The 26,993-nt window shown below is 48.3% G+C and carries 22 protein-coding genes, 1 tRNA gene and 5 pseudogenes; 16 read left to right on the top strand and 12 right to left on the bottom strand.

Annotation, left to right across the window (positions count from 1 at the left end; genetic code table 11):
• The first annotated feature begins 15 nt into the window (after window positions 1–15).
• Window positions 16–1,002 (top strand): SIS domain-containing protein, encoded by a 987-nt coding sequence (locus NAZ64_RS08475; protein ID WP_220569360.1) that lies wholly within the window; start codon window positions 16–18, stop codon window positions 1,000–1,002.
• A 127-nt stretch (window positions 1,003–1,129) separates the two neighbouring features.
• On the opposite strand, the gene NAZ64_RS08470 is transcribed toward NAZ64_RS08475, so the two are convergent.
• Entirely contained in the window at window positions 1,130–3,859 is a 2,730-nt protein-coding gene (locus NAZ64_RS08470) for a sigma-54-dependent transcriptional regulator (protein WP_483640909.1), read from the bottom strand.
• 166 nt (window positions 3,860–4,025) lie between these two features.
• Window positions 4,026–5,996: an autotransporter outer membrane beta-barrel domain-containing protein gene (locus tag NAZ64_RS08465; protein ID WP_220569361.1), complete on the bottom strand. Its 1,971-nt coding sequence runs from the start codon at window positions 5,994–5,996 to the stop codon at window positions 4,026–4,028.
• A gap of 310 nt (window positions 5,997–6,306) precedes the next feature.
• Here NAZ64_RS08465 and NAZ64_RS08460 point away from each other — a divergent pair, with 310 nt between their 5' ends.
• On the top strand, window positions 6,307–7,554 hold the full coding sequence (locus NAZ64_RS08460; protein WP_218207548.1) for a mechanosensitive ion channel family protein: 1,248 nt from the start codon (window positions 6,307–6,309) through the stop codon (window positions 7,552–7,554).
• 41 nt (window positions 7,555–7,595) lie between these two features.
• Here NAZ64_RS08460 and pheP read toward each other — a convergent pair whose 3' ends face one another.
• Window positions 7,596–8,990 carry a phenylalanine transporter gene (gene pheP, locus NAZ64_RS08455; protein WP_024798507.1) on the bottom strand — a complete coding sequence of 465 codons (1,395 nt, stop codon included), beginning with the start codon at window positions 8,988–8,990 and terminating at the stop codon, window positions 7,596–7,598.
• A 324-nt stretch (window positions 8,991–9,314) separates the two neighbouring features.
• On the opposite strand from pheP, the gene NAZ64_RS08450 reads away from it, so the two are divergent.
• A complete protein-coding gene (locus tag NAZ64_RS08450) occupies window positions 9,315–10,490 on the top strand; it encodes a coiled-coil domain-containing protein (RefSeq protein ID WP_001033457.1) in 1,176 nt (391 codons plus the stop codon).
• Between the two features lie 78 nt (window positions 10,491–10,568).
• Here the strand turns inward: NAZ64_RS08450 and rclC are convergent, their stop codons facing one another.
• The 3 genes from rclC to rclA all read right to left on the bottom strand — a co-directional run bounded on the left by rclC (window position 10,569) and on the right by rclA (window position 12,860).
• Window positions 10,569–11,129 (bottom strand): reactive chlorine resistance membrane protein RclC, encoded by a 561-nt coding sequence (gene rclC, locus NAZ64_RS08445; RefSeq protein WP_000362177.1) that lies wholly within the window; start codon window positions 11,127–11,129, stop codon window positions 10,569–10,571.
• A 12-nt stretch (window positions 11,130–11,141) separates the two neighbouring features.
• On the bottom strand, window positions 11,142–11,378 hold the full coding sequence (gene rclB / locus NAZ64_RS08440) for a reactive chlorine resistance periplasmic protein RclB (RefSeq protein ID WP_000922170.1): 237 nt from the start codon (window positions 11,376–11,378) through the stop codon (window positions 11,142–11,144).
• A gap of 156 nt (window positions 11,379–11,534) precedes the next feature.
• Window positions 11,535–12,860: a reactive chlorine resistance oxidoreductase RclA gene (gene rclA / locus NAZ64_RS08435; RefSeq protein WP_483640908.1), complete on the bottom strand. Its 1,326-nt coding sequence runs from the start codon at window positions 12,858–12,860 to the stop codon at window positions 11,535–11,537.
• Window positions 12,861–13,075: 215 nt separating this feature from the next.
• Between rclA and rclR the strand changes: the two genes are divergently transcribed.
• On the top strand, window positions 13,076–13,930 hold the full coding sequence (gene rclR / locus NAZ64_RS08430) for a reactive chlorine-specific transcriptional regulator RclR (protein WP_076935496.1): 855 nt from the start codon (window positions 13,076–13,078) through the stop codon (window positions 13,928–13,930).
• A gap of 50 nt (window positions 13,931–13,980) precedes the next feature.
• On the opposite strand, the pseudogene NAZ64_RS08425 reads toward rclR, so the two are convergent.
• Window positions 13,981–14,079: pseudogene (locus NAZ64_RS08425) on the bottom strand (cation transporter); the annotation flags it as partial.
• Between the two features lie 364 nt (window positions 14,080–14,443).
• On the opposite strand from NAZ64_RS08425, the pseudogene NAZ64_RS08420 reads away from it, so the two are divergent.
• The 3 genes and pseudogenes from NAZ64_RS08420 to NAZ64_RS08410 all read left to right on the top strand — a co-directional run.
• Window positions 14,444–14,533, top strand: a pseudogene (locus NAZ64_RS08420) (SOS response-associated peptidase); the annotation flags it as partial.
• Window positions 14,534–14,661: 128 nt separating this feature from the next.
• Window positions 14,662–14,789 (top strand): annotated as a pseudogene (locus NAZ64_RS08415) (integrase); the annotation flags it as partial.
• Between the two features lie 319 nt (window positions 14,790–15,108).
• Window positions 15,109–16,125 (top strand): acyltransferase family protein, encoded by a 1,017-nt coding sequence (locus tag NAZ64_RS08410; RefSeq protein WP_134944947.1) that lies wholly within the window; start codon window positions 15,109–15,111, stop codon window positions 16,123–16,125.
• Between the two features lie 16 nt (window positions 16,126–16,141).
• Here the strand turns inward: NAZ64_RS08410 and NAZ64_RS08405 are convergent, their stop codons facing one another.
• A complete protein-coding gene (locus NAZ64_RS08405; protein WP_134944948.1) occupies window positions 16,142–18,292 on the bottom strand; it encodes a phage head-binding domain-containing protein in 2,151 nt (716 codons plus the stop codon).
• Window positions 18,293–18,427: 135 nt separating this feature from the next.
• On the opposite strand from NAZ64_RS08405, the pseudogene NAZ64_RS08400 reads away from it, so the two are divergent.
• Window positions 18,428–18,580, top strand: a pseudogene (locus NAZ64_RS08400) (Arc family DNA-binding protein); the annotation flags it as partial.
• A gap of 18 nt (window positions 18,581–18,598) precedes the next feature.
• Here the strand turns inward: NAZ64_RS08400 and NAZ64_RS08395 are convergent.
• Window positions 18,599–19,745 (bottom strand): IS3 family transposase gene (locus NAZ64_RS08395; protein WP_220569362.1). Its coding sequence is split into 2 segments (ribosomal slippage): window positions 18,599–19,499 and window positions 19,498–19,745, totalling 1,149 coding nucleotides; the frame shifts between segments, so codons are not numbered across the junction.
• 37 nt (window positions 19,746–19,782) lie between these two features.
• Here NAZ64_RS08395 and NAZ64_RS08390 point away from each other — a divergent pair.
• The 4 genes and pseudogenes from NAZ64_RS08390 to NAZ64_RS08375 all read left to right on the top strand — a co-directional run.
• Window positions 19,783–20,418, top strand: a complete 636-nt coding sequence (locus NAZ64_RS08390; protein ID WP_220569363.1) for a DUF551 domain-containing protein — start codon at window positions 19,783–19,785, stop codon at window positions 20,416–20,418.
• A 68-nt stretch (window positions 20,419–20,486) separates the two neighbouring features.
• Window positions 20,487–20,627 carry a hypothetical protein gene (locus tag NAZ64_RS08385; protein ID WP_153266261.1) on the top strand — a complete coding sequence of 47 codons (141 nt, stop codon included), beginning with the start codon at window positions 20,487–20,489 and terminating at the stop codon, window positions 20,625–20,627.
• Window positions 20,628–20,629: 2 nt separating this feature from the next.
• Window positions 20,630–20,935 (top strand): helix-turn-helix domain-containing protein, encoded by a 306-nt coding sequence (locus NAZ64_RS08380; RefSeq protein WP_134944950.1) that lies wholly within the window; start codon window positions 20,630–20,632, stop codon window positions 20,933–20,935.
• Window positions 20,857–21,999: pseudogene (locus NAZ64_RS08375) on the top strand (tyrosine-type recombinase/integrase); the annotation flags it as partial. The gene NAZ64_RS08380 and the pseudogene NAZ64_RS08375, both read left to right, overlap by 79 nt.
• A gap of 21 nt (window positions 22,000–22,020) precedes the next feature.
• Here NAZ64_RS08375 and NAZ64_RS08370 read toward each other — a convergent pair.
• A tRNA-Arg gene (locus tag NAZ64_RS08370) sits at window positions 22,021–22,097 on the bottom strand.
• A 254-nt stretch (window positions 22,098–22,351) separates the two neighbouring features.
• On the opposite strand from NAZ64_RS08370, the gene fimW reads away from it, so the two are divergent.
• The 4 genes from fimW (at window position 22,352) to fimZ (ending at window position 25,398) form a co-directional block, all read left to right on the top strand.
• Window positions 22,352–22,948: a fimbria biosynthesis transcriptional regulator FimW gene (gene fimW, locus NAZ64_RS08365; protein ID WP_000948629.1), complete on the top strand. Its 597-nt coding sequence runs from the start codon at window positions 22,352–22,354 to the stop codon at window positions 22,946–22,948.
• A gap of 161 nt (window positions 22,949–23,109) precedes the next feature.
• Complete coding sequence (locus NAZ64_RS08360) at window positions 23,110–23,421, top strand: hypothetical protein (RefSeq protein WP_000226491.1); 312 nt, start codon at window positions 23,110–23,112, stop codon at window positions 23,419–23,421.
• Between the two features lie 18 nt (window positions 23,422–23,439).
• Window positions 23,440–24,162, top strand: coding sequence for a fimbria biosynthesis regulator FimY (fimY, locus tag NAZ64_RS08355; RefSeq protein ID WP_024797972.1), 723 nt, complete (start codon window positions 23,440–23,442; stop codon window positions 24,160–24,162).
• A 603-nt stretch (window positions 24,163–24,765) separates the two neighbouring features.
• A complete protein-coding gene (gene fimZ, locus NAZ64_RS08350; protein ID WP_000801272.1) occupies window positions 24,766–25,398 on the top strand; it encodes a fimbria biosynthesis transcriptional regulator FimZ in 633 nt (210 codons plus the stop codon).
• Window positions 25,399–25,443: 45 nt separating this feature from the next.
• Here fimZ and sfmF read toward each other — a convergent pair whose 3' ends face one another.
• Together sfmF and fimH are read right to left on the bottom strand one after the other, a co-directional pair.
• Window positions 25,444–25,962 carry a fimbria assembly protein gene (gene sfmF, locus NAZ64_RS08345; protein WP_000603410.1) on the bottom strand — a complete coding sequence of 173 codons (519 nt, stop codon included), beginning with the start codon at window positions 25,960–25,962 and terminating at the stop codon, window positions 25,444–25,446.
• 9 nt (window positions 25,963–25,971) lie between these two features.
• Complete coding sequence (gene fimH / locus NAZ64_RS08340; protein WP_220569364.1) at window positions 25,972–26,979, bottom strand: type 1 fimbria D-mannose specific adhesin FimH; 1,008 nt, start codon at window positions 26,977–26,979, stop codon at window positions 25,972–25,974.
• Window positions 26,980–26,993 lie beyond the last annotated feature (14 nt).

Genomic DNA, 26,993 nt, shown 5'->3' with positions numbered 1-26,993 from the left:
GCTAAGGAGATAAATATGTCTATTGCTCATGAAAATGCCCGCCGTATTATTAGCGATATTTTAGGTAAACAAAACATTGAACGTGTCTGGTTTGTCGGCTGCGGCGGTTCATTAACCGGCTTCTGGCCAGGGAAATACTTTCTGGACTGTGAAGCGTCAAAACTGGCTGTCGGTTATATCACCAGTAATGAATTTGTCCACGCCACACCAAAAGCATTAGGAAAAAATAGCGTCGTTATTCTTGCCTCGCAGCAGGGCAATACGGCGGAAACCGTCGCAGCCGCCCGCGTGGCGCGTGAAAAAGGAGCGGCGACCATCGGTCTGGTTTACCAACCTGACACGCCGTTGTGCGAATACAGCGACTACATCATTGAATATCAGTGGGCGCGTTATCCGGAAACGGTCGACCCTGCACAACAAAAAGCCGCATACAGCCTGTGGCTGGCGCTGGAAATTCTCGCCCAAACAGAGGTCTATGCGCAATACGATGAGTTAGTCAGCGCGTTTGGGCGCTTTAGCGACGTTGTTCACGGCGCCCAACGGCAGGTACAAGAAGATGCTCAGCGTTTCGCCGCCGAATGGAAGGATGAGAAGGTGGTCTATATGATGGGCAGCGGCCCCTCTTTCGGCGCCGCGCATCAGGAGTCTGTCTGTATTCTGCTGGAAATGCAGTGGATCAACTCCGCCAGCATACATAGCGGAGAGTATTTCCACGGACCGTTCGAAATCACCGAGCCGGGCACGCCGTTTATATTGCTGCAAAGCAGTGGTCGCACTCGCCCGCTGGACGATCGTGCGATTCGCTTTATTGAACGCTATCAGGGAAAACTGCAGTTGATCGATGCGGATAAACTCGGCATTCAGGATCTGCCCACCGACGTTGGCGAATACTTCTGCGGTCTGTTGCACAACTGTGTGCTGGACGTTTATAACCTCGCTCTGGCGACAGCCCGTAACCACCCACTGACCACCCGCCGGTATATGTGGAAAGTTGAATATTAATAGTTATGCCGGATGGCGGCTTCGCTTTATCCAGCCTACAAAGCAATCTGTAGGCCTGATAAGCGTAGCGCCATCAGGCCTTTCTTCTGCGGGGCGCTAGCGCCCCTTTTTTCCTGAACTACCGCGGCTACCAGCGAAAATCCTCTATCCGTAATTCGAAAATATCGTGGATATAGCCAATTTCCGCTACCGGCAGCGCCACGTTATAAAGAATTTTCAATCGCTGAAACGAATGATTTACCATCGCGATAAATTCACCATGCCGCTCGTTAAATTCCGTCATGTTTTTATAGTGGGTAATTTCATTGCGCATGACCAGTCGCTCAATCATACAGCTCAAATGAACATATAAACTAATAATCAAATTATTATTAAAGCTGAAGCCCAGCGTATTTTGCCATTCGGCAATAATCGTTTCGATATGCCCTATCGTCTTATTGGCATTGAGAATGGTCAGCGAATTAACCACATTATGCAACGAAAATTCGCGAACCATATTTTTATTAATTAACGCAATCTGTTTATCGTTAAGATAACCGCTTAATAACTGACTTAAATGCGCATACCCCTGCTCGCCAAGCAGCTCTTCAATCCCCACCCAGGGAACGCCCGCCAGCTGCGGGTCAATGGTGCCGACAACCGCAATCACTTCATACTGATTCAGCAACGAGGCCGCCATCCGGCTGTTTTTCAGGCGGGTATATTCACAGGCGATGATATTAATATCAAAGTCGGTCAACTGACTTTTTTCCATCAAATTTTTAAATTTAAACGCCGTCCCGATGCCGGTAATACAGGTCACCAGCAGCGCGCGCGCTTTTTTCTGCGCGGGCCAGAAGACATCCCAGCGCGACTGATTTAACGGGACGATCTCTTCGGCGATCTGTTCGATGTTTTTTTGCAGCGCGATCTCGCTGGCCACGTTCAGCGCCAGACGCGTCGTAACGTTATCGACCACCACCAGCGGGCCATGAATTACGCTCAAAAGCGCATCGGCGATCTCTTTGGTGTATCCCATATCGATCAGCACCATGACGCCTGCGCGGGTATCCGTATGCTGGAGATAATCGACAATGGCCCGGCTGACATCGCTAAACGCGACCTCCATCGGCATATCCATCGCATGATAAATCTTTTCGCCAATCAGACGGTTCGCCACGCCTGCAATGCTGCTGGCGGTCGAATAACCATGCGCGATGATCAGCGCTTTTACCTTACCGCCGCTAGTGGCGTCAATGGCATTACTGACGATGGCCGCCACGACCAGTCTGTCGAGCGTGTCGATTAACAAATCATATTTATTATTTACCACGTCCAGCAGTTTTTGCGCCACACGCTGCGCCAGCCCCGGCGCATCCTCCAGCCAGCGCAGCATCACATGGCGAACCGATGGCGACGCCTCCACCGGCGTTAACGGCAGGCTGGTAAGGTAACGTCCGGTGAGATAAGCGAATTCCTCATTCAGTTCGAGATCGTAATGTGCAGCGATCGCTTTCCCGACATCTTCGATAAAACGCAGCCGCTTGTCCTGACGAGCGCGAGGGCTCTCTTTATTCATTAAGGCATCGAGATATAACGTAAGGTTTTGATAGACCAGCTTGTCAAACGTCCGTGCGGAAATATTCTCCTGCGCCAGCTCTTCGCACAGGCCGCAAATGTTTTCCGTCAACCGTAAATATTCCTGATGCTGACCGGAAACTCGCGGAAAAACGCCACCTTCGCGATAAATCATGATGCGTTCCGCCGTCTGCGGAACGGTAAAGGGCACCTCCATCAGCAGACGATCCGGCAGTTGCCCGGCTTTTACTTCCAGTACCCCATCGTCACGCTGGCCGAAAGTCCAGGCGCTGGCGCAAATATTACGAATGAGATTTTCCAGGCCGCCGACATTCCCTTCCAGGGTCTCCTGCATCAGTTGGCTGATAATTTCACTATCCAGCGACAAATCGTGATGAAGACGCTGCGCCTCGCGACGGAAAAAATGGTGAATAAACGCCAGCCGCTCATACTGTCCGCGTTCGGCGATAGGCAGAATTTTGACAATGACCGGTATCCGGCGAATAAATGTCGCCAGAAAGTGCTTTTCCAGATCTTCGGTAGAGGCGAATATCAGACGTACCGTGGCGCTGCGTTCATCGCTGCTTTCGCCTAAGCGACGCCAGGTGCCGTTATCCATAAAATGGAACAGTTTTTCCTGCCCTTCCGGCGGTAAACGGTGCACTTCATCGATAAACAATACGCCGCCATTACTGGTCTCAATTAACCCGGATACCGCTCTGTCTGCGCCGGTAAACGCACCTTTGGCATGACCAAATAATTTTGACGTCAGCAATTCCGGGTTATTAGCGTATTCGGCGCAGTTAAACACGGTAAAGGGCGCTTCCGGGGGCAAAATGCCCTGTTCAATGGCGTACTGCCAAAGCTGACGCGCCAAAAAACTTTTTCCTGTCCCCGTCGGGCCGCGCAGCAGCAAAGGCAAGCCCGCGCCGGGATAACTGATCGCCGCCTTACACTGACGCAGGGACTCCTGCAAGCTGCCCTGCGCGCCAATGAGCAGCTCCAGACTGTCCTGCCGCTCCGCGCACAGCGCCTGAATGGACGCGTAATCCCCCTGTCGAACCGCCAGCCGGTGGTGACGACGTAGCGCCTCGACGGGCAGGAACAGCACCGGGCGGCTATTCACTTTGACCACCCGCTGCTCACGATGCAAGTTATTAAGATGGTGACTAATAATGCTGCGTTTTTGCCTGAGACTGTCGGCAATCGCCATTGCGCTAAACCCGCTTAACGCGTCGGCTGTTAGTGAACATCCGGCCAGCCGTAGCTCCAACTGACGAAATATGGACTCTTTATTCATACCTGCGCCCCGCCAAAAACGTAAACTCCGCTTATACGATAATTTACAAACGACGTCACAGGCTTCACCCACATTTTTGAAAATACTTACTTTTTATAAAACTTACCGTTGCGCTTTCGGCTCATCGTGTCACGAACGAACGGGGTTGGCCCTCCCTGGCGTGTCATCAAAATCGGGCGCTAAACCCAACGTTATAACGGGTTTGATTGCCATCGTTTAACCCTGCCGTTTGCGTCAGCCCGGCGAAGGCGGACACCGTTGCCGACAGCGGAAAATCTGCGCCAATCGCGATATCAACCCAGTTTTTATCCTGCGCTTTTCCGTCGCGGCTGAACGTCAGCGCGGTCGATTTAAGGCCGCCGTTCGCCACATACGTATCATCGCCAAACTGACGGCGATAATTAATCTGCGCCCAGGAGTGAATGATGCTGTGGCGAAGATCCAGACGCCAGCCAGCGCTACCCACCTGCGAATGGGCGTTTTGGTCGCCAAAACGCATTGATGTACTGGTATTGAGCTTCTCGCTATAGCCATTAACGTGGCTGTAATCCCATGCATATTGCAGCATCGGTCCGGTCGTTAACCACGGCATCATGACAAAATCATAACCACTGGTTAACCTCGCGCCCCACAGCCGACCGTTGGTTTCGCCCTCTTCCACCCGTCTTAGCGCACCGAGCGTGATACTGCGCTGAATGTTACTGAATTTAGCGGACAGGTAGTGTAAATCGCTATCCAGCCACGCCTGACCGGCGCGTAAATGGCTGAATACGGCGGCCTGAAAACCGCGGGCGTCATAACGATAATTATCGTCAGGATGTTGCTTATCCAGAGAACCGGCTATCAGCCCTCCCAGCAGTACCTGCTCGTTAAGCTGATAATCGACGCCAACCGTCAGATTATTATGATTACCGCTCCCGTCGGCCTCATTATTATCATAACGTTGATATCCCCCGCTGTATCCACCGAACATGCCCAGTGAACCAACAGGATTTTCCCCCTGGCGAAGCTGCTGATAACGGCTGTCAAGCGTGGTACGACTGCCTTGCGCCATCGACTGAACGCTTTGGTTCAGGTATGTCGCCTGTACCGGCGCGGCAATGATCGACTGGATATATTGCGCAATAATGGTATGGACCTGCGGACCGGGATGTAAATGATCGGCAAACAGATAGTCCTGCGACGCATTAAATCCAGGCATCGCCGAGGAGCACGCCGAAGCGGATACGCCTGGCGGGCAGGCCATACCTACGGTATTTGTCAGACCAAACGCCTGCGGGTTGGCAAGAATTTCCTTAAAGAGGCCGTTGATATCGGCACGGGCTATATTGCCGCCGTGTTGCTCCAGCCCCTTCTCTTCCATCTGATTATAATAATCGGTCAGAGCTGACGCCTGCCCTGCCGCCGCTTCATAGCCCGCCAGCAGTTGTTCAACGAGCAATTGCTGAATAAATGGATTGCTGCTTACCGTTGCAGCCGCCGCCAGCAGCGCCTTGCGGATCGCCTGTTGCCGACTGGCGAAATCGGGCGTAGCTCCCTCCGCCAGCGCATCTAACGCCGCTTTTAGCGCCGGGGGCGCCGCTGCGCCCAGCCCGGCGGTGATTACCGCCTCCAGAAGCATTGGCGTCGCACTAATATCCGGTACGTTTGGCACCACGACCAGCCCGGCGCCGGCATCCAGTAACAGTCCTACCTGCGCCGCCGCGCTAGTGGCGCTATTACCGGCTATTTGCTGTGCCATGGTTGGTTGCGCGATGGCCGCCGCCAGATCGTTTCCGCCGACCCAGTGAATATACAAACCGTTGTGGTCGGCTTTTCCCCCCGTTTTGGCAAGCCACTGCCGTACCTGATCCGCGGTATTATCCTGCGGGTTTAATTCCGGGGTCGCCGTCGCGCCGCCGGCGGCATAATTAGAACCGCCATTGTTGGAAGGGCTTAATGCCAGCCCAAATCGTTCGGCCAACTGTTCGTCGTAGAGCTTATTTTGACCACTATCCCAGGTCCAGCGACCGTTATTCCCGGTATCGCTAAGGCTATCGCCAAATACCGTAAGAGAGTCAAACGCACAGGCAGATAATGGCGCGGCCAGCGCCAGCGAGAGTATGCCGTATTTTAGCAGGGTACGCTTTTGGGTCATCCGATGTTCCTTAATGTTATTGTTGAGAGGTACGACGGTGCTAATCATCATCCGACAGAAACATTGCAATCGTTTTAAGCATTCTGGTTAAAATGTTTTCATCCATTGTTGACGAACTGGCGCCTGTTCAAAAAAATGGGGTGGCGTAAAATAACGACGTTTATGGGGCGCTGGATAAAATATAGCGTATGGATAACCCCAGAGGCGCTTTTACCCGTCTGTTGCTGATTATGCCTGAAGCGCGAGCGTCCTGATTTGCATAAATGCCATTCAGCAGTCATCATAGGCTGCTGTTTATAAAGGAGAGATTATGCAGGAATTGATATCCCAGGTAGAAGATTTAGCGGGAATTGAAATGAATCACACCACGTCGCTGGTGGTGATATTTGGTATTATTTTTCTGACGGCAGTTGTCGTGCATATTATTTTGCACTGGATAGTACTGCGCGCTTTCGAAAAACGTGCCAGCGCCAGTTCCCGCCTGTGGCTGCAAATTATTACCCAGAATAAATTATTCCATCGTCTGGCTTTTACGCTGCAAGGCATCATTGTCAATATTCAGGCCGCGCTCTGGCTACAAAAAGGCAGTGAGGCTGCGGATATCCTGACGACCTGCGCGCAGTTATGGATTATGACCTACGCCCTGCTGTCGTTATTTTCTCTGCTGGACGTGATTTTCAATCTATCGCAAAAATGGCCTGCCGCCTCTCAGTTGCCGCTAAAAGGAATATTTCAGGGCATTAAGCTCATCGGCGCAATTATCGTCGGCATTCTGATGATCTCACTACTGATTGGCCAGTCACCAGCAATTTTAATCAGCGGGCTGGGCGCGATGGCCGCGGTATTAATGCTGGTCTTTAAAGACCCGATTCTTGGCCTGGTTGCCGGTATACAGCTTTCCGCCAACGATATGCTCAAACTGGGCGACTGGCTGGAAATGCCGAAATATGGCGCAGATGGCGCGGTCATTGATATTGGCTTAACCACGGTAAAAGTACGCAACTGGGATAATACCATCACCACCATTCCCACCTGGTCGCTGGTTTCCGACTCGTTCAAAAACTGGAGCGGCATGTCTGCGTCCGGCGGACGGCGGATTAAACGCAGCATTAATATTGACGCGACCAGTATCCATTTTCTGGATGATGATGAAAAACAGCGGCTGTTAACCGCGCAACTGTTAAAGCCGTACCTTACCAATCGTCATCAGGAAATCGATGAATGGAATAAACAACTGGATGCGCCGGAATCAGCCTTAAATCACCGCCGAATGACCAATATCGGGACATTTCGCGCCTATCTGAACGAATATTTACGCCACCATCCGCGCATCCGTAAAGACATGACGCTGATGGTACGCCAACTGGCGCCTGACGATCATGGTTTGCCGATAGAGATCTACGCCTTTACCAATACCGTCGTGTGGCTGGAATATGAGAGCATTCAGGCCGATATTTTCGACCATATTTTTGCCGTGGTGGAAGAGTTCGGCTTGCGTATTCATCAGACGCCGACCGGCAGCGATATTCGCGCGCTGTCGGGGACATTGCGGCATTAATGGATTGCCCGATCGCATGAGCATGGGATCGGGCAAAAAAGTTAATGAGCCTTACGGCGCAAAACTGTAAACGCGATAAACAGAAATACAATCCATACCGGCAGCAAAATCGCCGACAATCGCATATCGTCCATCGTACACATTAACACCAGAATCAGCGCCAGAAACGCAATGCACAAATAGTTTCCGGCGGGATAGAACAGCGCCTTAAATTGCGTCTCGCGCCCTTTACGACGCATCGCCGCGCGAAAACGTAAATGCGCGAGACAGATCATTATCCAGTTTAGCAATAGCGTCGCGACAACCAGTGCCATCAACAGGCTAAACGCTTTTTGCGGCAACAGATAGTTGATCAGCACCACCAGCGAGGTAATCGCTCCGGAAAGTATCAGCGAGTTCACCGGCACGCCGCGATGGCTGACGCGAGTTAAAAATTTCGGCGCATTGCCTTGTACGGACAGGCCGAACAGCATTCGGCTGTTCGAATAAACGCCGCTGTTATACACCGAAAGCGACGCGACCAGAATAACGAAATTCAGCGCCGACGCCACCACATTACTGTCCAGGTTATGGAAGATCATCACAAAAGGGCTGCTATTGGATTTCACCTCTACCCACGGATAGAGCGCCAGCAACACCACCAGCGAACCGATGTAGAACAGCAAAATACGGTATACCACCTGATTCACCGCTTTCGGGATGCTTTTTTGCGGATCGCGCGCTTCCGCCGCAGTAATGCCGATCAGCTCCAGTCCGCCAAAAGAAAACATAATCACCGCCAGCGACAGAAGCAAACCATGCCAACCGGTTGCGAAGAAACCGTTATAACGCCAGAGGTTATCAATGCTGGCATGTTCGCCGCCGTGGCCGGAGAACAGCAGCCACAGACCAAAACCTATCATGCCGATAATCGCCAGCACTTTAATCAGCGCGAACCAGAATTCCGTTTCGCCATACAGACGAACGTTCACCAGATTTACGGCATTAATGATAATAAAAAACGCCGCCGCCCATATCCATGTTGGTACATCAGGCAGCCAGTACTGCATATAGATGCCCGCCGCGGTCAGCTCCGCCATCCCGACCAGCACAAACATGACCCAATAGTTCCAGCCCGACAAAAAGCCCGCAAACGGCCCCCAATATTTCCAGGCGAAGTGGGCAAACGATCCGGAAACCGGCTCTTCCACGACCATTTCACCCAACTGGCGCATAATGAGAAAAGCGATAATCCCGGCAACGCCATAGCCCAACAAAACAGCCGGCCCCGCCATTTGAATCGCCGGGCCGATGCCCAAAAACAGTCCGGTGCCAATGGCGCCGCCCAGCGCGATTAGCTGAATATGGCGGTTTTGCAACCCCCGTTGAAGCGTCGGTTCATTATTCGACGCGGCATCCGACACGCTGGCGCCGGATGCAGTTGACGCGTTTTTCACGTCCTACCCCTGTATCGTTTTTATTGAGGGCACCTTTTAACATTTCGCTCTCGCTGCCGCAAGGCGCAATCGTTTGTCAAGGCTCAACTCCGGACGTTAACGTTATCTTGTAAAAAAAGATGTCGCGGGGAGTAAAAAGAAAAGAGTGCGCGCCGATATAGAACGTTACGGGTGACAGACGCCGAGTATAAAATATGTGAATAACTCTGGACGAAAAGTACGACACCCTACAGAATACATTTAGTATTTTTTCAGTATTTTCAAAAAGGTGAATCAGACCTGGTATCTGTTATCCGTTTTTGAGCCACGCCAGGCATCAACGTCATGAATAAGATCATCAAACGTTTAGAGATCATCAAAAGCGCCATTGAACTTGAGGACGAAGAGATTATCCGTCAGCAGCTCATCTACCTGAAAAATGAGCCGCAGGATGCCGTAATCAGCGCGATTGCCCAGGCGATTGAAGCTCGTCGATTCAGTGACGCCATGCAAGAGATCGCCGCCTGGCTACAGGCTCAACGGGCGCTCTCGACGTGGCAAGATCCCTCTATTGCCGCCAGTAAACTGGAGCTGAAAGCGCTTGAAGCCCAGCTTCGCGATCTGATTGACAAACGAAATGCGCGGGTACAAATCCTCGACGATTTCAACGACCTCTATCATCTGCGCCTCGGGCCGTTGATGAGCCGTATTCTGGAGTTGCGTAAACAGCTCGCGGTGAGTATGCAGCGTAAGCAAGAAGCCGAAATAAAACGCCGGGAAAAGGATTATCAATCCTGCCTGCAATTTATTTCCCAGGCCGTGGATCAACTGGCAACGCTAAAACAGCAGTGGACAGGATTGAATGCCGCCTCGCGCGAAGCGGTGGGAATCCGTCAGCGAATCCAGCAGCAGACGGAATTAATTACCGCGTTGCTGGCGGAAATTCGCGAGCTGGAAGCGGATTTTTCCCATCAGGACGACAGCGCATTCCGCCAGGCGCAGGAAAATGCGGAACAGGACTATCACCAGTACCGGGAGCAGCAGCAGGAAGCGCAATTCCGCTACGCCCGCGATCAACGTTTGTCGGCTGACGAACGCAGTGAATTAAAACGTTTGTGGCGTCAGGCCAGCCGCCTGTGTCACCCGGATGTGGTCGCCGATGAATTGAAAGAAAAAGCGCACCAGATGATGGTACAGCTTAATCAGGCGCGGCAGAATGCCGATCTGGCGGCAATTCGCGCGTTATTGACGCAGCTGCAAAGCGGCCTGGAACCGATGATGGCAAGCGACAGGCTAAATAATCTGGAACATCTGCGCCATAAAATACGCCAGCTCCGCACGCAAATCGACGCGCTGTTGAAAGAGATAACGCAACTGGAAACGGAAAACGCCTGGCGGCTCGCCTCTTCCGTTGCGGATAAGGAAGCCTATTTCTCCGAGCAGGAACGGGCGCTAACCGAAATTCGCAATACGCTGGAGGCGCAGGTTCAACAGGTGGAACAGGAACTTCTGTCAGGGTAGTCCATCATTCATCAATAAATTGTCGGATGGCGCAAGCGCCACCCGACGAATCGCGGCATAAAGAGGGTAAGAGGGTCGCTACTGTCGCTGTAAAAGTAACGAACGGGCGGAGTCCGCCATGATCATCACCGCACCTGCCAGCATTAACGTATCTTTTAATACCAGCCGTCCGGCGCCCGATAAATACGGAAAACCATAATGCGCATCGCCCAGCGGCATAACCCAGGCCTCCGGCGTGGTGATTAAAAACGACAGCGTGACAAATGGCGTCAGGAATGCCAGCACGCCGCCTGCCAGCCCTAACCAGCGGCTAACAGGGTTAGCCAGTACCAGCGCCGCGATAATCAATTCCACCACGCCCAGACCATCCGAAAACGCATACGTATTATTGGCCGTTTGCCAGGCGCGTTCCTCCGGTTTTAGTTCGCCCTCATGAGTCAGATGCTGACGATATTCTTCCGGATGTTCATAGAAAAAAGACATAAAGGGGCTGTTCGCCACAAACGGGGTAATACTGTCTGCCTCATAGGGCACAAATTTTAGTAGTCCAATCCAGATAAAAACGATGGCGATACTCAGGCGAATTAATGTTAATCCCAGCCGATCCCCCTGACTTAACAGACGAAGATATTTATCCATCTCAGGCTCTCCTTATTTATATAATATCGCAGTGGCGTAACCCGTATTATCAATACGCATGGACGTAATTTTCCATGACGACGCCTGTTTACTTTGCGCCAGTCTGGCAATAGCGTCTTCAAGCATTGACGGCGTTGCTGACACCGCAGAAACGCTGATATATTCAACGTCAGTTAGCGGCTGGGCGGAGGCGGAAAACGCCAGCGGCGCAGCCAATAATGAAGCAATAAGTGTGGTAACTTTTAACATCGAGATTTCCAGTCGTGGGTTATTTCAATGGTGTTATAATACGTTATGCCTGACTAAAGCCTTTTCTTTCAGACGCCAGCATATTTGTCCTGGCGTATTTTTATAGCCTGACAGGCAAAAAAAAGCCCTGATTAACAGGGCTACGTTATTTATGTTTTACTTAATGAGAGAGAAGAGATCGTTTAAAGACTCACTCATTGTAGGATGGGTAAATATCTGGTCGCGTAACACCGTATAAGGTAAATCTGCATCCATAACGGTTTTAACGATATTAATCATTTCATGAGAATCGACGCATAACAATGACACCCCTACAATACGCTGCGTATTCACGTCCACTACCGCTTTTAGTACGCCACGGGTATCGTTCATAACACGGGCGCGAGGGATCGCCGCCACCGGTAATGTCACCACCTGCACCGTTGCGCCGCTTGCCCGCGCTTGTTCTTCCGTCAGCCCGACACGAGAGAGCGGCGGCGTCATAAAGACGGAATATGGAACGTTCTGGCGATCGCGGGTACTGCGTTTGCCATCTCCCAATAACCCGTCGCGTACAATACGAAAATCATCCAGTGAAATATAGGTAAACTGCAACCCACCGGTAACGTCGCCCATCGCCCAGATATTGTCCGCCGTGGTACGCAGGTAATCATCCACGATGATCCCGCCGCGTTCGTTCACCGCCACGCCGGCGTTCTGCAACTGTAAGCCAGCCGTCGCCGGTTTTCGCCCCGACGCCACCAGCAGGGCATCCACAAGATGCGCGCCTTCTGACGTTTCAACTTGTACCGCGCCCTCCTTTGAGGATACGGCCTGTACGTTGGCGTTTAAAATCAGCTCGACGCCCTTTTCCTGTAAAATACGGGTAATTGCCTGCGCGATATCCCGATCTTCACGAGGCAGGAATTGCGGCGCTGCTTCAAAGATAGTGACCTTCGTACCGAAGTTGGCGAACATTGAGGCAAATTCAAGGCCAATATAACCGCCGCCTAAAATCCCCAGGCGCGCCGGACGCTGGCTCAGGCTGAGTAGCCCGGTGCTATCGAACACCCCTGCCGTCGTTGTTAAGCCCGTAATAGCCGGGATCACCGACTCTGCGCCAGTATTAATGAAGATCTTTTCTCCCCGTAACACCCGCTCGCCGTCCGCCTGAAATACCCGTAAGGTATGGTTATCAATAAACTCCGCCCTTCCCTCAATCACATCGACATTGTCCAGGTCGGCAAGATTATGAAAATTTTTGTCGCGTAAAAAATTTACGACCGCCGCTTTACGTTGCATGGCGACAAAAAAATCGCCCTCACGTTCCGCATCATGCACCAGCGTTTTCGTTGGAATACAGCCAATGTTGATGCAGGTTCCGCCGAACATACTGGCGGACTGTTCGATAATCGCCACGCGCCATCCCGTCTTCGCCAGAGTTGCCGCCAACGTTTTTCCTGCCTTGCCAAAACCAATAATGAGCGCCTGATACTGTGTCATCTTCTTTCTCCGCCAAATCACCATCTGTTTGTCAGGACAAGTATAAATAACGTCAAAAAAGACAGGGTTATCCGTAACGCGCCAATTTTTGTCTTATCGTCTAAATTAGCGGTTAGCAAAAACAAGAGTAGAAATGACATTGAGTCCGAAATATAGTGAACAGAGACAAAAATGGTTATCCCTATTTTTGAAAAAGAATCTGTTCTGGAGTCTATATGGATGCGCTTAGTCGGCTATTGACGCTTAACGCCCCTCAGGGCTCAATCGACAAGAATTGCCCGTTAGGCGGCGACTGGCAGTTGCCGCACGCCGCTGGCGAGCTATCGGTGATTCGCTGGCATACCGTTACGCAGGGCGAAGCGCAACTGGAAATGCCTACCGGCGACGCCATGACGCTTACGCCGGGAAAGGTGGTGATTCTGCCGCAAAACTCCGCCCACCGTTTGCGCCAGTCTGGCGAAGCACCGACACATATCGTGTGCGGTAGTCTACGTCTGCACGCGACGTCACGTTATTTCCTTACCGCGTTGCCGGAAGTGTTATGTCTTGCCCCGCCGCCGCATAGCCCCGCCAGTATCTGGCTTAACGCCGCCATTTTGCTGTTACAGCAGGAGTCAGAACGCCATTTACCTGGCGCTGATGTCTTATACAGTCAGCAGTGCGCCACGCTGTTTACCCTCGCCGTTCGCGACTGGCTATCGCAGGCTGGCACGGCGAAAAGCGTGCTCAATTTATTGCTGCATCCCCGGCTGGGCCGCGTGATCCTTCACATGCTGGAAACACCGGCGCATCCCTGGACGGTCGAAACGCTGGCGCAACGGGTACACATGTCGCGGGCGAGCTTCGCCCAGCTATTTCGCGACGTGTCCGCTACAACGCCCTTAGCCGTGTTAACAACGCTGCGCCTGCAAATCGCCGCCCAGACCCTGTCGCGTGAAGCGCTGCCGGTGATGGTGATTGCCGAGTCGGTAGGTTATGCGAGCGAATCTTCTTTTCACAAAGCGTTTGTCCGTGAATTCGGTTGTACACCAGGCGAGTACCGCAAACGGGTCAGCGCGCTCGGACGATAAACGTAGGCTGAACCCGCCTACAGTTTGACGCCGCAGGCGGGCGACACACGTTATGCCGCAAGGCGACGATGCCTGCGCAGCCACATCAGCTTGTAGGCTACCGGAATGATAAACAGCGACAGCAGCGGCGCGGTAATCATGCCGCCGACCAGCGCAAAGGGAACGCTGGTAATGATCAATAAAGCTTCCCTTACGTCGACTCTGCAACCTGCCCCGTGGCGGTTTCAACGCTAATAGATGCTCTACGTAGGCGATAATCCCGCAAACTACAGCGGTTGACAGACTAAGCAGCAAGACGGAATTAAAATGACCCGACTCCTTTTTAGGGAAGCACAAAGTTTTATTGTATTACAAACATTTCAGCATTGGATTTAAGAGTTTTATTTGAGGGAAATTAAACAGCACCCGTAACGACACCTGTTGCGAGATTATTGATAATTAAAAACGTAAGGTAACTGTTTGATTTATCAATGGCGCGCCCTGCAGGATTCGAACCTGCGACCCACGGCTTAGAAGTTCCTAGAACCACCTTTTAAGTCAACAACATACCGCGTCATCCCTGCGCTCACACGTCCCATGATGCGAAAAGTTAGCAATCCATGACAATCGTTAAAAAAGGATGACTGTCCCGAATCCGTCCCACCTGCTCACCCCACAAAATGGCGTTAAGCCGATCCCCGGTGAAACCTATCCTCCCCTCATAACTCAGAACAACTAAAAGTTACAGAACAGACGCAATAGAGATGCAGATGGCGCATGTAAGCGGGGGACACGTTTTGTGTACAACCACGCAGCTTATCTTGATACACTCCGGGAGATGATGCAGTGGTGGGCAGACTGGCTTGATGATAACGCTTAGTGGTACATCTTGAAAACTAAGACTATTATTGAATGTGCGGTCTTTAGCTATAATTGTTGTACGATATTCATTTACCTGCAATAATGTTAAAAATTTTGCATACGTTATATATGATATACGTGGTATTTATGAAAGAACGGAATTTAAATGTAGATGCTTTAAGAATTTTATCCTGTATTTTTGTCATAGGAATACATGCAAAATATAATTTCAATCCAAATGGACTAATGGATTTCAATAATTATGCAGGTTTATTTCTACACTCAATATTCAGGGCTGGATTGCCAATATTTTTATAAGATTACAACACTAATTAAACATGAAGATAATAAATATGAACACTCGCACTCTATGGATCGATTCATTAAAAGCAATTGCTATATTCTGGATTTATCTAGGACATTTTGGAGATAATGGAAAGCAACTATATCAATTAGCCTTTTCATTTCACATTCCTTTATTCTTTTTTATATCTGGTATATTCTACAAGAGATGTGAATCGTTATCAGACCTGTTATCAATAATAAGGAATGGTTTTACAAAATTAATGATTCCTTATTTTGCATTTTCTATAATATCATTAGCATTCTTTTCTTTATATAATAATTCGACTTTCGATCAGTTCAAAGAAATGTCATTGCAAATATTGCCAGCGATTCGCAATCAAATATTTGCCGGTTCGTTATGGTTTCTTCCATGCCTGTATGTGATGATAGTGATATATTCACTCATCTTGTTAACAATAAGAAACAAACATATTATATTTATTATATGTTTCATTATTTTTGTTATATCAACAAAATTGAAAATAGGATTTGTACCAGCTTTATTTTTAAATATTGATAGCGCCTTGTTGTATATAATATATTACGCACTAGGAGCTTACTTTTCAAAATATATAAGAACCACAGATTTAAATACACAATGTGTGTATAGTAAAGTTGTGTTATATTCAGTAACAGCAGTTTCATTTATAGTATTTATATATTCTTATTTCTTTGGCGCTGGAAGCATTTATAGCAGCATACAAAGCGAGTCAATGCGAATACTTCTATCTTTTGTTGTTACTGTACTGTTATTTGTTCCAAATATAGTGCTCTCTAAGTATATGACATTAACACCTATACTGGAGATCGGACGTTATACATTAGTCCTTTGCGGAACAGAGCAATTAATAAAGACTTTGATTTACTCAACATTTAATATGTTTGGGATGTCAATATATTTGCACAACCCAGTGGATACAATAGTATATACACTAATATGCTTGCTAATATCTTATTTTACAACAATTAAGGCATACAAATATTTATACAATAAGAAACAAGCCCTTTGAGGGCTTGTTTCTATATTTACAAAAAGTCAATGATAGAAGGTGTTTTTATTACCCCATTAGCACCTTTTATAATATTTCTGTTTGTTGATATTATAATCGCGGGCATTATTAACACCGAGTCTTCTACATATGCAAGCTTACCATACGTGGAACCGCTGTCATCTAAGCTATTAATTATTAAATTCCCACTCTTCACTTCTATTAGCGCATCTTGCGTTCCGCCATCAACATGTAAACTTGAAAGGCTGAGGGTTGAGTACGATGAGTAACTTAACATTGCTGGCAGAGAACTATTGCTTAAACTTAATATCACATTCAGTCTAGATTGTGGGTTTGTTATATTAATAACAGAAAATTCAGAACCGATAGAACCATATACCCCACTGATAACGAAGTTTAAGTATAGTGTTTTCCCAGTACTTCCAGCGCTTCCCGTGCCAATATCATCTATTAACCCATAGTTGGTATTAACTGCGATCCCAGAAATAGAACCATGCACCCCTCCGGATTTAGATATACCAATAGCTTGATATGTTACAGTTGATAAAGATGCTTCTGCTCTTCCATCTATAAGTAGTCCGGTAATAACTACATTGTTCTCATTAGTTCCAAAGAATAATGGGGTTGCGCCGCATGCTTTACTTTCTAGACCACTGATAGAGATTATATTAGATGTTGTCTGTTCGCTTACCGGAGGCCATTCAGGAATGAAATTACCAAAAGCAAAATCAGAAATGGTATTAGAAAATCCTTTAATGTTTACCCCAGTACTTATGCAGGAACTAAAGGCGATCCCATTGATACAGTGCTCAATAAGCAGGTTACAGAATGAATGGTCAACTAATGATTCAAATTGTATTCCGACTCCTCCTCGCCTTGTGCCATCAGGATCATTTCGAATATATTTAGCTCCAGAAGCCCATATCTCATTTGTTATCAATGAGTCTGTTGACCCGAATAGCATTATCGCCCCTACCCTCGCGTAATATGGATCATCCTCTAATGGATTGTAAGCTGTGCATTTGAAGCCAGTTAGTTCATGCATTTCCCATGATCCATATGAAAAGTCAAAAAAAGAATTCCCTTCATATTGAAGAGCAGTGTAAACAAGAATAGAATTTCCCATTCCTTTTCCTGTATACCCACCTCCATCAATCTTATAGAATATACCATTTTTGTAGAATCCATGTGTAGTTGGCTTATCCATCCTATAATGACCATTTGATAGCTCTATTTTCTTACATATAAATTCTGACCTGTAACTCGTAGAATTAATAGGCTTGAAATCACCTGTTGTAGCCCTAAATACCTTTCTGAACGCAGAAGAAGAATCTGCAATATTAAGTATTGCATTAACATCACTGATTGTTGTTGCTCCAAACCACTCTGGACGGACATTAACTCCTGTTATCTTTATAGATGTTTTTGCTTCAGGCTCTGCATAAAAATCATCCTCTGTGTCGAATATTTTATAGCATCCAGCTCTTATCTCTGAATTGAACGTTAGTTGAGCACCGTTTCGTGGCTTAATGATTGCACCGGGCTGAAACGTTACCGGTATATCTATTGTAATGTCATCGTTTACCAGATAAATACCTGGAACTAAAAGAAGTTCACGATTCTCATCTACCAGTACAGGCAGAAACGCATTGATGCCCACAGCGTCATTATTAACACCATCAGCAATAATATTTTCCCCTTCCTTTGCGGTGATAATGTCCGAAAGCCAGTCATGCACGGTTCGATCTTTCGCATTCGAGACAGGCTGTTTTACTGCTACAAGGTTATCACCTTTTCCATCCTCTGAACTTGCTAATTGCTGTCTTAATTGGTCAGGGTCATACTTCAGCACATTAGGATAATAGAACTGCTGTGCGCCATACGCGTCATACACAGCCATGCTGTGACCCTGCACTGTGACAAACTTAGCGATCTGTCCGTTGTATACCGGATACCCAGCGGAATTGATAACAATCGGCTGTGACACAGAAACGTGAGAACCATCTTCATTTTCAACATAAACCTGAATCTGGTTTGCTGGGTTGGTTGGGTCTGTATCAATCTGGCCGATATAAATTTTTCCATTGGTTACGGCTTTGAAAGAACGAGCCATAGTGAAGAGTTGCGAAGGCATTCCAATTACAACATTGGCTGTAATGTCTGTCATTTAATGTGCTCCAGATGCAAGGAATTGCCGCAGCGTAGCTACGGCAATGCGTCATTAATACCACTGTGGTCTTATTGTGGATATAACCAGTAGATCAAATGATGCCGATCCACTTACAAAAGTGAGGCATCAGAAATGGGAAGAGATGACCCGCAATTTAATCTGCGGCTACCTTATGAATTAAAGGAAAAGCTGAAACAGCGAGCTAAATCGAATGGCCGCTCACTGAATGCTGAATTAGTTCAGATAGTTACCGAAGCTATATCTAAGCCATATCCAGTATCAGGCTGAGTTGCCACGGATAATCTAGACACTTTCGAGTCGTCGGTAATATCGGTTTTCATATTCTGTCGGTGGCATCTTATCGCTCGAACCATGCCGACGCTTACTGTTATAAAACATTTCGATGTAATCAAAAATATCGCTGCGGGCTTCTTCCCGCGTTCCGTAGATCTTTTTCTTTATCCGTTCACGTTTTAGTAGCTGAAAAAAGCTTTCTGCGACCACATTATCGTGGCAGTTACCACGACGACTCATACTGCCTTCCAGGCCGTGTGATTTCAAAAACGACTGCCATTCATAGCTTGTATATTGACTGCCCTGGTCAGCGTGAACCAGCACCGCCTTTTGCGGATTACGCCGCCACAAGGCCATCAAAAGCGCATTCAGGACGATCTCTTTGGTCATCCGGGGCTGCATTGACCAGCCGATAACTTTCCGGGAGAACAGATCAACAACCACGGCCAGATACAGCCAGCCTTCGTGGGTTCGGATGTAGGTTATGTCCGTTACCCAACGTTCATCGGGAGCATCCGGATTAAACTGCCGCTGGAGTCGGTCAGGCGCCACGATACTGTCTTCACCTTTGCGTGCCCGCGGGCTCCGGTATCCGACCTGAGCCTTTATGCCGGCCCGCTTCATCAGCCGCCAGACACGGTTCACCCCACACTGCTGCCCGGTGTCACGCAGATCGAGGTGGATCTTGCGATAACCATAGACGCAGCCTGACTCAAGCCAGAACTGTTTGATCTGCCCGGTCAGCATCTGGTTCGCCTGCTCTCGCTGTGAATGCGGCTGCTGAAGCCAGGCGTAAAAGCCACTGGGATGAACATCCAGCACCCGACAGAGCAGGCGAACAGGCCAGCAACGGGTGTTGTCACGGATAAAGGCGTACCTCAGTCGGACAGCTTTGCGAAGTACGCCGCGGCTTTTTTAATATGTCCCGTTCGTCGGTAACCCGCTTCAGCTCCTTCTGGAGACGGAGGATCTCAGCCTGAGCATCTGACTGTTCTTTATTAGTGGAAGAATCCGGACCGTACTTTTTTATCCAGGCGTAAAGGCTGTGGGTGGTGATATCAAGACGTGTTGCAACGCTGGAAACAGAATAACCACGATCAACAACCTGTTTGACCGCTTCAATTTTAAACTCTTCGGGATAACGCTTACCGCTCATGGGCACCTCTCTTTAAGTCATCTTAAATGACTCTGAGGTGTCTGTTAAACCTGTGGCGATTCAACCTGATGATAGCGGCCTGCTTCCATGCCCATTCTGCGGATCACCGGCTGAACACTACCCTGATGGTGATATGGAAGGTTACATCATCATGTGCGGTAACAAAAATGGAGACTGTAACCTCCAGGCATTTGGGTTCACCACTCCGGAGGAGGCAGAGAAGGCGTGGAACACTCGCGCCGCCATGCTTCAGGGTGCTGAACCTGTAAGCCAAACTTACAAGTTGCCAGAATTAATCGAAGGCATAGAGGTGTCCATTGATGTCAGCACCTGCGATGCTGATGCCGGGAATCGCTATTTCGGCACCGTAACCGAGGTATCAGAACTGGACACAGCAAAGAATGGCTATATCCTTCTGGTTCAGGACGCAAAGCCAAATTTCGATGTGAATGGCAACTCTCCGGTAAGTCCGGGTGGTTGGATAAGCTGTAGTGAGCGAATGCCAGATGATGGTCAGCACGTAATTATTTTATGTGATGGCGCATTCGTTCTTTATGCGCAATATCGAGACGGTGAGTTTTTTGATGTCGTCCGCAATGGTGAGGAGTTCTTCGAAACGCATAGCCGCAATGTAACCGACTGGATGCCGCTGCCGGAACCACCGCAGCAATAACAATCCTCGCACTCGCGGGGATTTCTTTTATCTGAACTCGCTACGGTGGGTTTTGTTTTATGGAGCGAATGATGGTTCTTGTTATCAGTGCCACCTATCTTTGTCGCCGCGGGGATATTGATGGCGCGGTTTACGCAGGTATAGCAATTTTCGGATTTATTGAGCTTCTTGTAGAGATTGCTCTTCTCGCTTCAGTATTAGGAAAGTAACTATGGAATCACAAAGTCTCACACTCGATGAGGCCTGTGCATTTCTCAAAATATCCAGACCTACCGCCACCAACTGGATTCGCACAGGCCGACTACAGGCAACACGTAAAGACCCCACCAAACCGAAATCCCCTTACCTAACCACTAGACAAGCATGCATTGCGGCACTCAATTCACCGCTGCATACTGTCGACGTGAGCGCGGGTGATGCATTTAAAGAGGGAAATAAATGTCAATCTTCCGTAGAGGTGAAATATGGTACGCCTCGTACTCGCTCCCGGGCGGGAAGCGAATTAAGGAATCTCTAGGGACAGCGGACAAGCGGCAAGCTCAGGAGTTGCACGACAAAAGAAAGGCTGAACTCTGGCGAGTAGACAGGCTCGGCGACTTTCCTGAAGTGACTTTTGAAGAAGCATGCCTCCGCTGGCTGGAAGAGAAAGCAGACAAGAAATCGCTCGATACCGATAAAGGCCGGATGGGATTCTGGCTTGAGCATTTTGAAGGAGTAAGGATAAAGGATATCACTGAGGCGAAGATTTACGCCGCGGTGAGCAGGATGCAAAACAGGAAGATAAAGGAGATATGGCAGCAGAAAGTTGAATCTGCCAAGAGAAAGGGTAAAGAAGCGCCAGTATTTGAGCCAAAGCCGGTCACTACATCGACAAAGGCAAAGCACCTCGCACTGATGAAGGCCATTCTCCGGGCGGCAGAACGTGACTGGAAATGGCTGATCAAGATACCGTCAGTGAGAAATAAGCGCGTTCGGTGGCTTGAGCATGAAGAGGCGAAAAGGCTGATTGATGAATGTCCGGAGCCGCTGAGGTCGGTCGTTAAGTTTGCGCTGGCAACCGGCCTCAGAAGGTCGAACATCATCAATCTGGAATGGCAGCAAATCGACATGCAGCGTCGGGTTGCCTGGGTTAACCCTGAGGATAGCAAATCAAACCGCGCTATTGGCGTAGCGCTGAATGACACGGCCTGTAAGGTTCTGCGTGACCAGATTGGTAAGCATCATAAATGGGTGTTCGTGCATACGAAAGAAGGCATCCGTCCCGATGGCTCAAAGACGCCGACTATCAGAAAGATGCGCGTCGATGACCAGCGAGCATGGAATGCAGCTTGCCGCCGGGCTGGAATTGAGGATTTCCGTTTCCACGATCTGAGGCACACGTGGGCCAGTTGGCTAATTCAGTCCGGAGTACCGCTTTCTGTTCTGCAGGAAATGGGAGGATGGGAGAGCATCGAGATGGTGCGCCGATATGCTCACCTTGCGCCGAACCATTTAACGGAACACGCGAAGCAAATTGACTCGATTTTCAGTGATGATGTCCCAAATATGTCCCATATGGAAAATAAGGAGGGAATAAAGAAGCGTAACGCGTTGATTTTTAGATGGCGCGCCCTGCAGGATTCGAACCTGCGACCCACGGCTTAGAAGGCCGTTGCTCTATCCAACTGAGCTAAGGGCGCCTTGTGAAGTGAAGACTTCGTGTAGACGAAACGCGAGAATTATACGGTCAGGCACTCCTGAGTCAATGGCTTTTGTTCTGGTTGCTGACTAAGTGTACGAATATCGTCTTTTCTGGCGCAATGCCAGGTTCCAGGAAATCGCCTGGACACATCTCAGCACGCATAAAGTGGGAATTAAGGCCGCCAGTATTTAGATAATCAATCAGTTTCTTTAATATTTCACCATGATTCACCTGCCGTGTAGGATATTTTTTATGCTGAGTATCGCTATTAAGGAACAAAACAGTCACTTTGAGCATGGGTTGAAAATCATCATGACGCGTCTGGCGAATCAATGGCAGCAGAAAATTGACTTTCTGCCGCCAGAAGAGATAGATAATGCCGATATCGCTTTTCTGGCCCTGGATGATGATTGGTTCAGCGCAGGTTGTTACCAGATACCTATGCATACCCAACATCAGCTACGGGTGATTATTTGTAATAAATGCGATAAAGAAAAGCTCATGTTCAGACCATGTCTGTATATGCTGCCGCATATTTATCGGGAAGATGATGTTGAAGAAATTACCCGGAAAATGATATTGATCTTACATAAGCGAGCGCTTCGACATAGCGTCCCTTCTGGCATTTGCCACTACTGCACGACTCGTCATTTTTCAGTAACAGAACGTCACCTGTTAAAACTGATCGCCAGCGGTTATCATTTAAGCGAAACGGCTGCTTTACTTTCACTTTCTGAAGAGCAGACAAAGTCACTCCGCCGGAGCATTATGCGCAAATTACATGTTAAAACGGAGCAGCAGTTTTTAAAGTATATTAGAGTCAACCTTCATTTCTTACTCAGTAAGTAAACTCACTTAACTTTTTACAAGGCTTACGAAATATCTCACCAATAATTAAGTAACGATACCTACAGGCATTTTTTTAACGCTGCCACAATGATGCCCATAATATCCTGATAGATTCAGGGGTCAAAAATATATGGCTGCATCATAAATGCCTGGAGGAGTGTTTGGTGGCACAGGGTACTTTATTAAAGGAAAGGATAAATCCCCCACACCTGGCGTCTTCGCCAACACGTCATTTATATCTCAACAGCGGATTGTTAAAATCTGAGCCAATCGTTCATCTCTCAACTGCGCAATTAATCGGCTATGAGGTTCTGACGCAACTTCCGTCAGAACATGATAGCGAAGTTTTTTTTCAGCAGTTAATGCTGATGGAAGGCATTGAAACATCAGAGCAACGAAGCATTGCTTTTTACGCTGGTGCAACGATGGGACAAGGTTATTTATGGCCAGCCATATTACCAGATATATATTAGAGCAATGGAAAAAGCAGGATGCGCAGCGTACCACGCAGGGAAAGACACCGCCGTTTAAGAAATGCCAAAGACTGCGCCTGCCGTTATCACTCTCCAACGCCGCAGATATTTGATCGCCTTGAGTTACTGAACCAACAGCTTAATTATGCCTTGCCGGTTGGTATCATTTCTCAGGCAATAATTACAACTGACAACTACCTCGGCTATTCGCTGAGTCATTACTTATTTTCCGGAAAACGTACCGCTGCATTCCGCTCATTAGATGACATTTCTTTGTGGATTGAAAAGGGGTCGCTCAGACAACTGATTGTAGATATGGAGACGCTACCTGTCTCCTGTATTGAGGCGCTTAACCAGCTACGCGCGCTCAGTTGGCAACAAAGCGATATCCAGATTTACCTGCTGGTATCAGATAAAACCCCCGCTATAGCTCAGTTTATCCGTATGGCTGGGCGTTTTTTTGTCCTGTCGCGACGACAAAATCTGGCCTCTGTACGCGAAGCCTTGTTATCAGCCGCCGAACCTCGCTTATCGGAAAGCTTTAGCCGTACTGACTGGTTGATGATTGAAACTTTAGCGCAAGGCGCCTCTTTAAAAGAAATAGCACGGCAGCAAAGCGTACCTTATCATCGTGTGGTTTACCGGATTAAACAACTTATCACCCTCCTTAACCTTCCCCACAGGCAAAGCTTTCTTCGGCTGATCCAGCAGCTAAACGTTACTTTCCACGACATTTTTTAACGAAGTAACGTTTTGGTGAATAAGATTTTTTAAGAAATTACTTATTTTCACTTCCATTAAATGTAAATATTTCACATAAAATTAATATTTACAACTCGTCCTGGTAAGCGATAAAAATTTTTTTCTTACACCGTCCCCTGTTCCTCCTCGTTTTTTGAGGTCTCCAGCGTAAACATGTTTCTGTTATTACATAACAAATACTAAACAATTAGTCTTTCATATTATTTTTATACTTAAAAACAACAGTTTAAACTACTCAATGTCAACTCTAAAGAAAATAGCTCTACCACGAACAAATTTTCTATAACGCCACAGAACATCCTACCCGCTATCCATAATTCGCATTTCGCAAGACTTTTCCGAGAAATCAGACCAGGTATAATCCATATTGTTTTTACTTAATCAGAAATTTCTTTTTTGTTGGTGCGAAATGGATATTCCACATATTTATTACTCTTACGCAAAATAGCCAGTCAACAGGGAGGTCTCATTCTTTATTATTGCTCCACTGTGTGGTGTGTAGATCTGGCTATTTCACAATCTTTAAGGTGTCTGACGCTTATTCTAAAACGAAGGACGCATAACAGTCTGAGGCATACAACAATGAAACCTGCATCTGTTATCATTATGGACGAACACCCTATTGTAAGAATGTCGATCGAAGTTTTACTCGGTAAAAATAGCAATATCCAGGTTGTCCTGAAAACGGATGATAGCCGAACAGCGATAGAGTATCTGCGCACTTATCCTGTTGACCTTGTCATTCTGGATATTGAATTACCGGGCACCGACGGCTTTACCTTACTTAAACGAATCAAATCTATCCAGGAACATACCCGGATACTTTTTTTATCGTCAAAATCAGAGGCTTTTTATGCCGGAAGAGCAATAAGAGCGGGCGCAAACGGATTTGTAAGTAAACGCAAAGACCTCAATGATATTTATAATGCGGTAAAAATGATTTTATCCGGCTATTCTTTTTTCCCATCTGAGACGCTTAATTTCATCAGTAATACCCGTCCCCCCAAAGGCGGGCACCATGATATGCCACTATCTAACCGCGAAGTTACCGTGCTGCGCTATCTGGCCAATGGAATGTCTAACAAAGAAATTGCCGAGCAACTTTTATTGAGTAACAAGACTATCAGCGCGCATAAGGCCAATATATTTTCTAAACTTGGCCTTCACTCTATCGTTGAGCTTATCGATTACGCCAAATCACACGAATTATTGTAAAGGTACTCCCGACGAATTATCGTTCGGGAGCCACAATAACGGACACTAATTGTAATTGATCAGGAAGGTCGCATCCGCGTTAGCAAGTCCGGGCTGCACGCCATCGGCTAAGGCGATATAGTTCGCATAGAATTTCAGGGTAGCATTGCCGTTGTTGTCAATATCAACGGCCTTGCTGGCCTGTTCAAGTGGCAATCGACGTTGATCGCCATCGCGAATTTCAATCGCCAGTTTTTGCGCCATTGCCGTATCAGCAAGCGCCAGTAATGCCGTGCCGGGCGCTGGCGTCCCGGAAAACGTTATAGACGCCGACCCCGGCGGGCAGCCTTCAAGCTTTAGGCTAAAGGCTACTGGTTGTGTAGCGTCCCCGGCGGCGTGAAGCTGTTTTGTCGGCCAGGTGCCGAGGTTAACCGATTTGTTACTGTCGCCCGCCACCACGGCGCAGGTAAAATCCACCACGTTACCGCGCAGTTCAATATTCACTTCGCCCAGAGATGAGTTGGCCTGACTCAGCGGGCTGAACAAAACACAACCAATAGTGATGAAAACGCGCCGAAGGATCATTATACCTCCTTAATCATAATCGACTCGTAGATAGCCGCGCGCAGTAAACGGCCCTTCCACCGGTTTATTCCCCGTCACGCTGATCGGCCAGGCGCGAACACCTACGCGAGCGGCGGCGTTATCATCAAGATGAAACGGAATTTTACTCGACAAATTATTGGGTGTGAGCGGCGTACCGTTGCTATTAGCAACTACAAAACCTAAATCCGGATTATCGGACACCATCGCCTGCCCTGAGGCCTTTTCGGCTTCAAGCCGCATCGATAAATAGGCCTGCGCCGCGACGTTGGTACATTTGATAGCAATGGTTTTCGTTTGCGGCGTGACGCCTTGCGGACGATTACCCGCCCCCGCCTGACTAAATAACGACGCGCCGATATCGCCGAAATCAAACTCCACGACCTGTCCGGCATTCACTTCACAGTTTTGCGGTACTTCCACTTTGCCGCTGTAGCTAATGGTATACACCGGCGTGCTCAACGCGTCGCCGGTAGAGGTCGTCACATAGACGGTAAACATTGTCTGGCGAGGGATCGTCACCATATTAATAAAAGGCCGTATCACTTTTAATTTAAAAACCAGCTTTGAGTCCTGCACGCCAAACGGCATTTGCTGCGACACGTTAGAATCGACGCCCATGCGAATATAGTTACGGGGCGGATAAAATACGCCAGCGACACTATCGGTGATGCTCATCGCGCCCAGAAGGTAGTCATTCAGTTTGAGGTATTTAAAATTTCCTTCGGTGCTTCGTACCGGTAATTCTGATACATAGCTTCGGTAGGTATAATTTACCATTGTCCCCTCCGGGCACGTCGCGTTTACGCCGACCCAACCTGATTTTTCCGGCAACGTCACCACCTGTCCCGGCTGATTATTGCCGCTGGTGAAAACATCTGACAGGTCGTAAAAGATATCGGTCGCCGTCCCGTTTGAATTGCGGCAAACTGTCGCCAGCGCGGGATGGGTGAAAAAGAGCGCGGTCCCCGCCAGCAATAGCGCTGAGTATATTTTCATCTCTATTTTTCCTT

It is taken from the genome of Salmonella sp. A1325 (assembly GCF_056991255.1).
The sequence above is the reverse complement of the archived record's forward strand: the minus strand, read 5'-3'. Positions and strand labels throughout refer to the sequence as shown.